Raw genomic sequence first — 13384 nt, 5'->3', positions numbered from 1 at the left:
TAACCGATTGAATTTCTAAGGCACACCTTCAATGATCGAATTAGGCACTCAAGATTACCGACGCGTCACTTTGAGCCTCGCATTGGGATCCTTCATTATTTTCTGTAACTTATACTTGTTCCAGCCAATGCTGCCCTATATGGCAGTGCACTTTTCAGTGTCCGAAACTCAGGTTAACTGGCTATTTGCTGCAACAACACTCGCACTTTCATTCAGCTTGGTTCCTTGGGCTGTTGCCTCTGAAGCAACTGGACGTAAACGCGTCATGCTAGCAGGACTTCTTACAATGCCAGTGATTGGTCTTTGTATGCTGCTCTTTCCATCATTGTTCAGTTTGGTGGCTATGCGCACTTTAATGGGCATTGCGATCGCTGCATTTGCTTCCGTTGCCGTTGCTTACATGGTCGAAGAACTCTCGCCAAAAGCTTTTGGGCAAGCTATTGGTGGCTACATTGCCGCTAACTCACTCGGCGGGATCACCGGGCGTATTGTCGGAGGGACGCTTACCGACGCACTTGGCTGGCAACAGGCGGTTATTGTCATGGCGATATTGACTTTCATTGGTGCCCTAGCCGTTTGTGTGATGTTGCCAAAGCAGAAACATTTTGTGCCTCAAAAAGGTATGCTGAGGTATCACAACCGAGCACTCATCAAGCATCTCAAGAACCTGACTATTTGGCTCGCAATGCTGATTGGCGGAGTGAATTTCGCTCTATTCGTAAACTTGTATTCGGTCATGGGGTTCCGACTCGTTGCGGCTCCCCACTCTTTACCGATAGGGTTAGCATCGTTGATTTTCCTTTGCTACTTACCCGGCACACTAAGTTCTAAGCTGACTTCTGTATGGAACCGCAACCATCAACCCATATCCGGTATGGTTTGCGGCACCATGATCAGCCTACTAGGAATGTTGGTCGCCTACATTGACCATATTCCATTTATGATTCTAGGCTTAGCCCTAATAAGCTTTGGTGCTTTCTTCACTCATACTTTGGCTTACGCTTGGGTCAGCCAAAAAGCCACCAGTGCCAAAGCGACAGCAACCGCACTATACCTCGTGCACTATTACGTAGGTGGTAGTTTAGGAGGATTCTTCTTAATTTACTGCTGGCAGCATGGTGGCTGGGCCTATGTGATTGGTGGGGGAATGACTCTATATCTGACAATTTTTACCCTTTGCTACAAGTTAAACTCAATCAGTATTGAGCCGGTACTTAAAGACAACAAGACACAAACTGAAACGTCTCATGAGTTAAAGGCTACAACACCTTCTCAATAGCCTTCTTAACTACTTACTGCCATAAACTGAATCTGCTATTCTTGCTTCCAAATAATAAACCGGAAGCAAGATGACCACTTCAAGCTCAACACAAGCCATCGCAGAGCAAGTCAATCAATGGCTCAATGATGTCGTAATCGGCCTAAACCTATGCCCATTTGCTGCCAAACCACAACGCAATAAACAGATTAAAATCTTTGTGAGTGAAGCTACGCAAGAAGAAACACTGTTAGAAGACATACTCACTCAATTAATGGAACTCGAAACCAAGCCCGCCGAAGAATTGGAAACCACTCTAGTGGTGGTACCAAACATGCTGGAAGACTTCTTCGATTACAATCTATTTATTGACTGGGTAGAAGCCTTAATTCGCCAGCAAGATTGGGAAGGTGTCTACCAATTAGCGACATTCCATCCCGATTATTGCTTTGGGGGTGCTGAGCCTGAAGATGCAGAGAACCTAACCAACCGTTCTCCTTATCCAGTTTTTCATCTCATCCGCGAGGCGAGCATGGAAAGAGTATTGAAGCACTACCCTGACCCCGAATCTATTCCTGACAACAACATTGCGCGAGTCGAGTCTCTTACTCAGGCAGAATTGATCAAACTTTTCCGTACTTATTTAAATAACGCACCAGTTTGAGTGGAGTCTCACCTCCACTCATTTCAACGATTCATTGACAAAGAAGATAGCGAACGTATCACAACGCAATTGCGTCCTTGGTTCTTAGCGGTATACAGCGCCTCATCAGCCACAAGAATGATTTGATCGAGAGTACTCTTCTTACAATCAGAGTTTGATTCAAGGGAGAAGTCAAACTCACAAACGCCAATGGAAACCGTTATTGGTTTATTATCCAGCACCACTTCGGTAACCGATTGATGAAGTTTATTGATGAACTGCTTTCGTTCTTCAGTATTGCGCTCAGGGAACCAAACAACAAACTCCTCTCCGCCTAAACGAGCAATAAAGTCTCTGTCAGACAAGCTGGACTGAAGTTTTTGTGCCGTTTTCTTTAGAACATCATCACCAATTTGATGGCCATAAGTATCGTTGACTTTCTTGAAGTTATCGATATCAATGACCGCCAGGGCTCCTTTACCACCAGCATGTTTCATACGTTCAATATCCAAATGTATTGTTTTGAACATACAGCGACGATTCGCGACACCTGTTAAAACATCATGATAAGCCTGATATTCTAACTGGCTGTTCATCTTTTGTAGACGTTCTTCCTGATTACGACGAATTAACTCGACTTCAATCCATGAAGCCATGAGTTTAAGCGCATCAATATCGATATCTTTGAATTTTCTTGGGTAGGGAGAGGCGGAAGAAAAGTTGAGCGTCCCAAAAATCTCGTCATCAATAAAAATTGGTACGCCGATGTATGACTCTAAGCCAAAAGCCTCATAAGCTGGGTGTTTAGCGTACTTATCGTTTTCTCCCATATGCTCAATAGAAACAGGGCCAGACGAGCTGCAGGTAATTTGGCAATACGTAGACTCATAATTAAAAGTATCCCCAGGGTTTAATTCGACACCTTCGGATGTAACGCAATATAACACGGTGTATTGGTCGTCATCTATACGAGATAAGATACCAATATCAAGATTAAAGCGCTCCAACCCCATCATGATCAGCTGGGTAATCTGGATATCAAATCCTTTCTGATAATCATTAGTGATCTGGTAAAGACGTCGTATCACCTTTTCACTTTCACTCGCTACAACCATATGCTTTCCAAATAAATTTCCTTTTATGTAAGATAGACTTACCTTCACAACAACATCAATGGCCGTGGACGTGAAACTCTGAATATTTTGGCCTTGCCCCATTTATTTTCGTGCTGCAATGGCACGTTTCATAAGGCTTTGTTAGTATGACGCGATAATTAGCAATTGCAGGTTAAGTGAATGCACCTATCCAAACTTACTCAAGATCTCTTTGACCATCTTTACCGCGACATTACCGAGTTTCGTACTACTTTCGACTTACCTGTTGCCTCTCCTGAAAGCTTAGACGAGAAAGCAGACACCCTGCATACCTCTTTAGCAGTAGAAGAGCTCACTGAGTTAGCTGAAGCTGACAATAAAACGGAACAAGCTGACGCTATCATTGACAGTGTATATGTCTTAATGGGCCGCCTAGTTCATTTAGGGGATAATAAAGTAGAGTCCAATCTAGCCATTAGTTACCTGATTGACTTGTTACTCAATGTTGCGGTTAATCGTGGTATTGACTTTATTCCTTGTTGGGATGAAGTCCACTCAAGCAACATGAGTAAAGTCTGTCGAAATGAGCAAGAATACGCAGAAACCGAAGCCCATTATGCAGAGCAAGGCATCAAGTTGAAAGCGGTACAGAAAGGTGATTACATTATCGCCAAATGTGCTGAAGACTTCGTCTCTGAGGGCAAAACAATTCGCCAAGGTAAGGTGTTAAAATCTGTTTATTACCGCCCAGCAGACCTTGCTCCCCTCACCGTATAACCCCTAGATAAAAAGCCGCCACCTTCGGAAACCTTAGGTGGCGGAAGCTGCCATAATCATAAAAATGGCTTATTTGTTGTCAGCTTTCTGGTTTCCCTTCAAATTGACTAAGCCTAACAAGAACGAGAATGTATCATTCTTATTAATGCCAAACTTATGCCACCCTACGAAACAAATCTAACCAATTGATATTTAAGGTTAATAAGATTTTTGCTTCGCTAAAATCAGATGAGTATGAACACATTCAGTGCAGACTGCACTAATTTGAGTATTAGAAATGGTAGGGCTGTCTATCAGTCAAAGACTAATACGGGCTCCCCATTGAACTCTGTCCGGTGAACTTGAGTGTTGAACACTTTCGATAACTTGCTTGGCTCCAATACTTGAGAGACGGGGCCGACATGTTGCATCACTCCTTTATCAAGCAATAAAGCTTGATCGGCATGCTTCAGTGACCGATTCAAATCATGATTGGACATCACAACGCAAATTCCCATATCCGCCACCTTTCGAATCAACCGATATAACAGCGCCTCTTGGCCAATATCCAACGACGCAGCAGGTTCATCGAGAACCAAGAGTTTCGCGTATGGATTCAATGCTGGCCAAATTTGAAGACAAATGGCGCATAAACGGACACGTTGCCATTCACCACCAGATAATTGATGAATTGAGCGATGGAGCTTATCCTCGAGTTCGAGCAGTTGGACCAGTTCACTCACCACTTGCTCTACCCCTTGATTCATTTTCAGAACTGAACTCGGCAATGAGAGAGAAAGGTATTGTGACACTTCAAGATTAAAAGCTGGTCGATCATTTTGGCTTAAGAAAGCTCTATACATGGCCAGGCTCTCAATAGAGCTAGAGTGGACGCTTAAACCGAAAATCGTTGCTTCCCCCTCAAACTCTAACAACCCCGAAAGAGCCGTCAATAAGGTGCTCTTCCCACTCCCATTTGGGCCGACAACGTGAAGTATCTGCCCTTTCTCGACCGAGAATGAAAGCGGCAATAAACGCGCGCCTACCGATAGGCTATTAACGTGAATCATGATGTTTTACCAGCATCCATATAAACACAGGGGCGCCTATCGTCGTCGTGACGACTCCAAGTGGCAGCTCAGCAGATTCCAACGCGATTCTGGCGATGATGTCGGCAAAGACAAGCAGCAACGCACCTGACAATGCGGAGATAGGGAGTAAATAGCGATTCTCACTTCCCAAAGCGAGTCTAAGCAAATGCGGAACAATTAAACCAATGAACCCAATCACACCACCGAGTGCGACTGAACCACCAACAAGAATCGAAACGGCTAAGATTAACTTCCAGCGAACCGCTTCCACGTCAACGCCGAGTTGCTTGGCATGCAGTTCACCCATCATTAGCTTGTCCAGTATCTGTCCTTTTAAACACAACCACACCAAAACAGGGATCAACGTGAGTGTTAATGTGTGGTGGTACCAACTCGCCCCACCAATACTACCCATCAACCAATACATAAGCTGCCTTAGGCTTAAGTCATCACTGAAATAGAACGCCCAAGTCACAACAGCACCCGTCAAAATACCCAATGCAACACCAACCAAAAGTAGCCTTGTCGTAGTCAGCCGCATCACCTTAGCCATAGACACAAGCAGTAGAGTGAACAGCAATGCACCTATCACTGCAGCCACCATAAAACCAACTGGGGTTGCCAAGGCAGGAAGAAAAAACAGGAGGATGACCATCATTACGCTCGCCCCACCTGAAATACCAAGAACGCCTGGCTCTGCAAGAACATTGCCCAAAAGCACCTGCAAAACGGCACCCGATACAGCCAGAGACGCCCCAATAGCAATCGCGGCAAGTAGCCTCGGCAACCGAAGTTGAGTGATCAATTGTTGCTGCAAATGGGTCAATTCTGAGAAAGGCGAAATGAACATTTCACCAACCATAAGGTGCGCCATGGAGAGAAGAACAAGCGCAGCAAAGATCACCATAAGACAACGCTTCCAGCGTTGATGTCTGCGACTTAATAATTGACTCAGTTCCATACGACTTCGCTTAACTTCATACAGCAAGTGATTCTAGGTATGATAAAAATAATGGCTTAACGATACCGTTAAGCCATTAAAATAGAAAGCTTGTCTGATGAGTTTAGACTGCAAACGCTTTAATCATAGACAAGTTGATCTTCTTCATAACGCGTTTTCACTGGGCAAACCATTAGCGCAGCTCTTTGTCCTATCGCTACATGCCTGTTAGGGAATACGATCGCTTCCCCCTCATTTTTTGCCATCAGCGGTTTATCACCATCATGACCAAACACTTCGCCATGCTTAAATGCCGTAAAGTTTTCTACGTCATCATCAAACATGAAGTCAAAGTCATCGTGCAGACGAACGATAGTACGGCTAACACGATACATAACGGGCACACGCGGTAGGTGTTCTGCTTCGCTGGATGAGAGGAGATCTCGCATCGCCAAATCAAAAGCAACCAATTTATCGAGATCATTCTCCCCGATACGTGCAACTCGCCCTAATTCCACCGTCAATGCCTGTGCGGCAAAGTTTTCGGCACTAAACCAGCTGAATGTGCTGGAAGGCGCATTGGAAAACATCACTGCATCAATATGACCGCTCGCAACAAACTCCATGAGAGCTTTGCTTCGAACAGGATGGCGTGTCTTCGGGCTCACAACAAATGTGTAGTGTTTAGATAAGCGGATTGCACAATGCAAATCTAGATGCCAGCGCTTATCTGAAGACGTACCTTCATAGAATTCTGCCACAATACGTTTAAGGTTTCGCGCAATGACCAGCTCTTTCGTAGGTTCATATTCTTTTTCATCAAACAAACGGTTGAGGTTCATTTCTAGAAAACGAGTATGAGCGTTCGTTGACTCAGGATGAGCAATAATAAACAGCAAACGCTCCGTGACAGGCTGAAAGCCTGACTGGATATCAGAAATGATTTTATCCACCAACTCCATGGGAGCGGTTTCGTTACCATGAACACCACAGGAAAAAATGATGTGTTTACTGTCTTCATTTAACGTCGACGGGATGACTTCCAGAACTCCACGTTGGTGAAGTTTGAACACAGTACCATTTGCAACAGTGATTTCACCAGCTGGCATGTCTTGTTCTAAGTTCAGACTGTCAAAAAGAAAAGATTGGCGAAAGAGGTTTTTCGTCATGCGCTACTCCTTTATTGCACAGCGGGTATGTTAATGAATTGTTCAGGCAATTTATGTAGACACGATCTCACTTATCAAGAGAAAATTCGTGCTTCATCGTAAAAAACTCAACTGCCACGCCCGATACCATTTTCCGTTCGGGATAGAATGCTCTCGCTGTACATAAAACAACCGGGCAGACTCCCTACCCGGTTTGCTGACTATCTTATCATATTTATGGTGAATTTATTCTTGATCTAATAGAGATTCGAACTCATCAATTTTATTTTTCACCATATCGATGCTTTGTTGCCAAAACACTTCACTGTTCAATGCCATACCCAGATGCTTTTCAACCACTTCTTCTGCCATCATTGAGCCAGTATCACGTAAAAGGCTGACGTAATCCGCATAGAAGTTGTCACTTTTCGATTCTCGTTGTGCATAGACACCTTTACTAAACAGATAGCCAAATAAATACGGATAGTTGTAAAAACTGACTCCCGAAATGGAGAAATGAAGCTTGCTTGCCCAGAAATAAGGATCGGCTTCCGTCATCGATTCACCGTACCATTCTTTCCAAGTCTCACTCATCAAAGCACACAATTGTTCAGCACTCAGTTCACCTGCCATTCTCTGCTGATAAAATGCCTTTTCAAATTCAAAACGCACTGGAATATTGATCATCAAGGCGTAGCAACTTGAAAGCTCTTCCCATAGCATTTCCAACTTTTCTTCACGACTTTCGCTCTGTTCCAGCAAGTAATCACGGACAATATTTTCCGCAAAGATGGAAGCCGTTTCTGCTAGCGTCATCGGATAGCGTGTTTGACACAGCGGCATATCACGCATTACCCAGTTATGAAAAGCGTGGCCAAGTTCATGAGCTAGAGTGAGAAGATTGGAACGGCTTCCTCCCCAAGTCATGAAGACTAACGGGGAACGCGTTGCGGCAAATTTTGTACAATACGCACCTAGGCGTCTGTTGGTTGAAGGCGCAGCGTCAATCCATCCATTTTCCACCATCATGGTGACAAATTCCGCCATTTCACTGTCCACTTGAGCAAAGGCATTGGTAATGATCTCGATACCCTCATCAAAGCTATACACCTTAGGTTGAGCCTCTGTTAGGCTCGGCATACCCGCTAAATGGTTCCAAGGTTTCATTTCTGTCAAACCATGCACTTTGGCCATGAGCAAACCTGCTTTCTGTCCTACATGTCGGTTGTCTTTAGCAACTTTCATCATGGTATCTAAGGTTTCCGCTTGGATACGACTGCCATGAAGACTACTATCTAGGAAGTGTACTTTTTTCACATGAGAACGTTTTTGGTTGACCGTGTGGCGCCATCCCGCCAGTGCATTTAAAATTCCAGCAAAACTTTCTTGGTGCGTGTGCATTGCTTTCTGAATACCGCGCCAAGCTCGTTCTTGTTTGTTAAAGTCCGTACCATACAAAATACTGGCAGCCTGAGAAAAGCCGATAAAATCGGGTTCGTGTTCTCCTATATTAACTTGCAGCGAGCCTGTGATGTTGTCATACATTCTCCCCCAAGCATCTCGCCCATCCACCTGCATTGCCGATAGCAATTGCTCTTCCGCAACACTTAACTTGGTGTCTGCAAGCTTACGTGTACAATCAATCTGAAAAGCCTGACCAAACACATCCCCACTTTCATGGTTCAATACCTCAATAATGAACTCTTCGGGAGCGTTTGTCAGAGTATCATCATAAGGTGTAAACGCTTGAGAAAGCTCAGAGTTCAGCTTAGCTACACGACCAATCATTGCTTTGGCTACGCTGTTTTTGGCGTCTACCGACGCATGGCAACTTGCAAACGTATTGATTGTTGAAAGTAGCTTGCCTGCGGCTTCACTAGTCAATATTGCATTTTGCATCACGGTAACCGAGTTACGTTTATCAACGTTCAGTCCCAATACCTGAATACATTGCTGAACGAGCTCGACATCTTGTTCAATCTTATTATCGTCTAAACCTTGATAAGCAATGGTCAGATTCCAACTTGGTGTTGTCATGTTTTATTCCTTAATTTGAAGTGGTACGCCAATGGAGCACACTCGTTGGTACAGACTGTCTGCTCTGGTCAGTTGGATGTGAGTCAGGCTTTGATTGCCTATTTGAAGCACAGAATAGAGCGCAGGGTTTTTCCAGTCTAAATCCAATATTGAAGCTAATATCATACGTATCGTACCACCATGACAAATGATTAATGTGTCCTCTTCGACACTCTCTACCAGTGCAGTCCACCGTTGAGTAACACGACGGTGAAACTGCTGTAGAGTCTCTGCCTCTGGTAAAACCGTCTCTGCGGGGTCTTGCCAAAACTGCTCCAGCAATGGCCAGTAAGGCTTAATACAGTCAAATGGTTGACCGTCAAGCTCACCAAAATTCATTTCCTGCAGCTGAGGATCTGCTGATAATGAGAGAGCCGGCTGATTTGACACCAGTAGTGCAGCCAAGTCTTGGCAGCGCCGAAGTGGTGACGTAACAACGTGGGTGATGTTTAAAGACGATGATATCAAACCTCGGCAAATTGCTTGCTGAGTATCGGAGTCAACCAAAACATCAGTGGAACCATTCAAGGCAGGCTCACCTTGTGTTTTTCCATGCCTGAGTAAATAAATATTAACTGTCTTCAAGCTTCTTCCCTTACAGCTTGATTGGCAAAATAGCCGCAACCAATGTCAAATGTATAGACACTCTTTCACCTTCACAGAAAACCAAGTATCACTAGATAAATCACGATTTCCATCAACTGCTGAGCAGCACCTAGGCAGTCGCCCGTAAATCCACCAATTCGTTTCATTAGCCAGTGTTTGAAAAGCGCTCGAAACATAAGAGCGGCAGTAATCAACAAAACCACTAGCGTATAATCTAACCACAACATCGGCAGCAAAGCGGTGACAGCCAGTATCACAAGTTCACTTTTAGATTGTTGATTTGCAAGCGGTTTACTCTTGCTCACCTCGGGGTCACTCACATAAGGCATGTTATAAATAAGCGAAGCAGCGATCGCTCGGCTTAAAGTATAAGAGACGAGTAAAACGACTATGAGTTCAGTTTTAGGCGCAAGCTCAGTAAGCAGAACGTACTTTCCCAGTAAAGCCATGACAAGGGCACTCGCGCCATAGGTGCCAATTCGGCTGTCTTTCATGATGGTCAAACGCCTTTCAAGGGTCATTCCACCACCAATGCCATCTGCCATGTCGGTCAGGCCATCCTCATGGAAAGCACCGGTTAACAACAAACTAAACACCATAACCACGACAACGGCAACATTGACGCCCCAGACACTTTCGGCCAACCAATAAACCATGGCACATAATGTTCCTAGGCATAAGCCGACTAAAGCAAAGTAACGGCCAGCCTGATTCATGCGCTTTTCTGAGTATGGAGTGGCTTGAGGAATGGGTAACCGCGAAAAAAAACCTAAAGCCAGCCAGAACAGTTCTATCTGATACCTCAGAGAATGCATCAAACCGTTACTCCGGCATCTTCGAAGCTTGCCATTGAATTGTAAAACTCCGCAGCCGCTCTGACTAAAGGAATCGCAAGAGCGGCACCCGTGCCTTCTCCTAAACGCATAGACAAATCTAACAGCGGGTTAGCATCGAGTTTTTCGAGTAATATCTGATGGGCCAATTCTTCAGATTTATGCGCAAAAATCATAAACTCTCTGCACTCAGGTGCTATCAGTGTTGCTGCGTAGGCTGCTGCTGTGACAATAAACCCATCGACAATAACGGGTGTTCTTGTTTCACTGGCGGCCAAGAACGCCCCCACCATTTGCACAATCTCAAAACCGCCCACTTCAGATAACACCTGATAAACGTCACCACCTCGGCAACGCGACACGCCTTGCTCGACTAGAGCCACTTTTTTCGCTAGCTGTTCAGTGGTGATACCTGTGCCTAGACCAACACATGATTGGGCATCCTGACCTGTCAAAGCAGCAACTATGGCGGCGGCACTTGAAGTGTTCCCAATTCCCATTTCACCAAACATGACAAGGTTGCAACCTTCATTGACCGTTCGCTTAACCAGCTCGCGACCAAACTCAATCCCCTGTTTGACTTGGTCACTAGACATCGCTGCCTCATTGGCAAAATTGGCGGTTCTATCACCCAGCCTTTGCACTACAAAGTTAGGCGCTGACACCTCTACAGGAATCAATATTCCCGTATCAACCACCTTAAGCTCAATCTGGTTTACCCGACAAAAACAATTGATTGCCGCTCCACCAGCAAGAAAATTTAACACCATTTGTTGAGTCACAGCGCTTGGCGCGATGCTCACACCTTCGTCCGCAATGCCATGGTCACCAGCAAAGACAATCGCGGTTGGCTTTACAATGCTCACACTGGTGACAACGTCACCTTTTGAGTTACTCTGAATCAGTGCGAGCTGGTGGGCAATTGACTCTAACTGCCCAAGAGCACCCAGTGGTTTAGTTTTTTGATTGATTCGATGCCAAATAGCATCTGAATAAGATTGATCTAACATACAGCTTTATTTCGGTCTGGCGACAGTAAAGGATTGGTCTAGGTTGGCATATTGGCTACCACCTAAACGAGAAAGAGGATTCACTTTTAGTGCGTCAACAACTAAACGTTCTTGGTTATCTCCAATCACTTCCGGCGCAATATATATGTCTTCAATTTGAGCAAAGATTAGGCTTTGAGGTGTTTCCCCAATTTCTTTAACTTCAAACAGCTTGCATCCAAAAGCAATTGGGCAATCTTTGATTCTTGGTAATTCAAAGCCCTCAAATTCAGTCAGTTCCAACTCGGCTAAGGCAACCTCAGACTGACCATGTGGTAAGGTTGCCGATGTCTGAGTTACTTGCTCAGCCATCTCAGCATTTGCGATATGCACCACCATTCTTCCAGTCTCTAGGATGTTGCGTGTCGTATCTTTGATCTCGCCTGTCGGTTTTTTACCCACAGAAAACATTAAAAGCGGAGGATTACTTGAGATAGGTGTGAAATAAGAAAATGGTGCGAGGTTGTAATCTGCATCACCCGAATCGGTCAAAACCCACGCAATTGGCCTTGGAATCACGGTTTGAGTCATCAAATGGTACATCTGAGTAGGAGCAAGAGTGCTTGCATCAATATTCATTTTATTGTTCCTTTTGGTGTCACGAATCCCCTGTGAAGCTCTGAGTGTAACGCGAAATCAGCTAGTTAACACCCCACCCCCACGCTTATTTCATCGCGGATAGACATATACAGACGTCATTTTCATATTCAAATTGATGTGAAAAATGAAACTTTTCCCTCCCATCACCTATCTTATTATATGGGGCAGCCTTATTCACAACTAACTTACTGAAAAATATCACACTGAAAATTAGTCGGCATGAAGACTGCATTGCTTAACGCCGAGTACGGTTGACCCAAGCTTGATAGTGCAAGGAGGTTTGTATGTTTGCCAATCAAAAATCGAAGAAACAGAAACAACACAAGTCGAATCAAAAGACTCAAAAGCGAGTCCCTTTCTCCCTTACTTGATCTCTCCACCACCAGAATGGCCTCGTTAATCGAGGCCAAACATGACCCAAGATAACTCTCAACCTAAAAGATCGATCACAGACTTTTCAGGTGCATTGTTAGATGCTCTGGTTGTTACATTGAACTAAGGACAATAATGTGTCTGAGTCGAGAGATTTAGTCGTCATGATTGCTGGCGCGACGGGCTTAATAGGAACAGAGCTGATTAAACAGATGCTAGAAGAGGCTCCCATCACACGCATCTATGCCTTGAGCCGTCGTCCACTGCCTTTCTTTCACCCCAAACTGGAAGTACTGGAAAACAAGCAACTTCAAGTTCAACAGTGGGACTCTGATAAACCATCCCCAAAATATGGCTTCATCTGCCTAGGTACCACCATCAAGCAAGCAGGATCAAAACAGGAACTGGAACGCATCGATTACGAGTTAGTGTGCGATGTAGCTCAAACAATGAAGGTACTTGGTGTGACTCACTTAGCCGTTGTCTCTAGTTACGGTGCTTCGGTACGTTCTGTGTCTCATTATTTGCGCTGCAAAGGCAAAATGGAAATAGCCATTGAGCGTATGGGGTTTGAACATGTTTCCTTTGTCAGGCCTGGACCTCTTGTCGGCCTTAGGGATACCCCTCGCACTGATGAAGCCGTTGTTCAATTTGTCTTGAAATCTCTTCGACCGCTTATGTTAGGCAAGCTGGCTAAGTTGATTCCTATTCAAGCTGAAGAAGTCGCAAGGGCAATGCAATACAGCTTGCTGACCAACACGGAAAGAAAAATTCAAACTCTTGATAGTATCCAGATGAGAGATTTGATTAATAAATATCAATAAGTTGCCCATTTTCACTTTTATTCGCGCACTTTCGATACAAAATCGCCAGTTTAATAACTTAAATACATATCAAATATCTTTTTTTTATTTCAAT

Annotated in this window: 13 protein-coding genes; 4 read left to right on the top strand and 9 right to left on the bottom strand. The window is 44.5% G+C overall.

Annotated features, from left to right (window positions below; translation table 11 throughout):
* Positions 1 to 31: 31 nt before the first annotated feature.
* Together L1D15_RS11505 and L1D15_RS11500 are read left to right on the top strand one after the other, a co-directional pair.
* Positions 32 to 1279, top strand: coding sequence for an MFS transporter (locus tag L1D15_RS11505; protein WP_239875713.1), 1248 nt, complete (start codon positions 32 to 34; stop codon positions 1277 to 1279).
* 70 nt (positions 1280 to 1349) lie between these two features.
* A complete protein-coding gene (locus L1D15_RS11500; RefSeq protein ID WP_239875712.1) occupies positions 1350 to 1922 on the top strand; it encodes a DUF1415 domain-containing protein in 573 nt (190 codons plus the stop codon).
* A 23-nt stretch (positions 1923 to 1945) separates the two neighbouring features.
* On the opposite strand, the gene L1D15_RS11495 is transcribed toward L1D15_RS11500, so the two are convergent.
* Positions 1946 to 3016 carry a sensor domain-containing diguanylate cyclase gene (locus L1D15_RS11495; protein WP_239875710.1) on the bottom strand — a complete coding sequence of 357 codons (1071 nt, stop codon included), beginning with the start codon at positions 3014 to 3016 and terminating at the stop codon, positions 1946 to 1948.
* A 180-nt stretch (positions 3017 to 3196) separates the two neighbouring features.
* Here L1D15_RS11495 and L1D15_RS11490 point away from each other — a divergent pair, with 180 nt between their 5' ends.
* Positions 3197 to 3772, top strand: coding sequence for a nucleoside triphosphate pyrophosphohydrolase family protein (locus L1D15_RS11490; RefSeq protein ID WP_239875709.1), 576 nt, complete (start codon positions 3197 to 3199; stop codon positions 3770 to 3772).
* 293 nt (positions 3773 to 4065) lie between these two features.
* On the opposite strand, the gene btuD is transcribed toward L1D15_RS11490, so the two are convergent.
* The 8 genes from btuD to L1D15_RS11450 all read right to left on the bottom strand — a co-directional run bounded on the left by btuD (position 4066) and on the right by L1D15_RS11450 (position 12073).
* Positions 4066 to 4821 carry a vitamin B12 ABC transporter ATP-binding protein BtuD gene (gene btuD / locus L1D15_RS11485; protein ID WP_239875708.1) on the bottom strand — a complete coding sequence of 252 codons (756 nt, stop codon included), beginning with the start codon at positions 4819 to 4821 and terminating at the stop codon, positions 4066 to 4068.
* Positions 4808 to 5803 (bottom strand): vitamin B12 ABC transporter permease BtuC, encoded by a 996-nt coding sequence (btuC, locus tag L1D15_RS11480; protein WP_239875707.1) that lies wholly within the window; start codon positions 5801 to 5803, stop codon positions 4808 to 4810. Before btuC ends, btuD begins: the two co-directional genes overlap by 14 nt.
* A 119-nt stretch (positions 5804 to 5922) precedes the next feature.
* Complete coding sequence (locus L1D15_RS11475) at positions 5923 to 6951, bottom strand: succinylglutamate desuccinylase (RefSeq protein WP_239875705.1); 1029 nt, start codon at positions 6949 to 6951, stop codon at positions 5923 to 5925.
* 225 nt (positions 6952 to 7176) lie between these two features.
* Positions 7177 to 8967, bottom strand: a complete 1791-nt coding sequence (locus L1D15_RS11470; RefSeq protein ID WP_239875704.1) for a M3 family oligoendopeptidase — start codon at positions 8965 to 8967, stop codon at positions 7177 to 7179.
* 3 nt (positions 8968 to 8970) lie between these two features.
* A complete protein-coding gene (locus L1D15_RS11465) occupies positions 8971 to 9591 on the bottom strand; it encodes a histidine phosphatase family protein (RefSeq protein ID WP_239875703.1) in 621 nt (206 codons plus the stop codon).
* 71 nt (positions 9592 to 9662) lie between these two features.
* Positions 9663 to 10430 (bottom strand): adenosylcobinamide-GDP ribazoletransferase, encoded by a 768-nt coding sequence (locus L1D15_RS11460; RefSeq protein ID WP_239875702.1) that lies wholly within the window; start codon positions 10428 to 10430, stop codon positions 9663 to 9665.
* Positions 10427 to 11455, bottom strand: a complete 1029-nt coding sequence (cobT, locus tag L1D15_RS11455; protein WP_239875701.1) for a nicotinate-nucleotide--dimethylbenzimidazole phosphoribosyltransferase — start codon at positions 11453 to 11455, stop codon at positions 10427 to 10429. Before cobT ends, L1D15_RS11460 begins: the two co-directional genes overlap by 4 nt.
* Positions 11456 to 11461: 6 nt before the next feature.
* Entirely contained in the window at positions 11462 to 12073 is a 612-nt protein-coding gene (locus L1D15_RS11450) for a flavin reductase family protein (protein WP_239875700.1), read from the bottom strand.
* Between the two features lie 530 nt (positions 12074 to 12603).
* Here L1D15_RS11450 and L1D15_RS11445 point away from each other — a divergent pair.
* Positions 12604 to 13290, top strand: a complete 687-nt coding sequence (locus L1D15_RS11445) for an NAD(P)H-binding protein (protein WP_239866653.1) — start codon at positions 12604 to 12606, stop codon at positions 13288 to 13290.
* Positions 13291 to 13384: the final 94 nt, after the last annotated feature.

Source organism: Vibrio sp. Isolate25 (genome assembly GCF_022398025.1).
GTDB classification, from domain to species: domain Bacteria; phylum Pseudomonadota; class Gammaproteobacteria; order Enterobacterales; family Vibrionaceae; genus Vibrio; species Vibrio coralliilyticus_A.
Note: the sequence above shows the minus strand (reverse complement) of the source record. Positions and strands in the feature narration are given on the sequence as shown.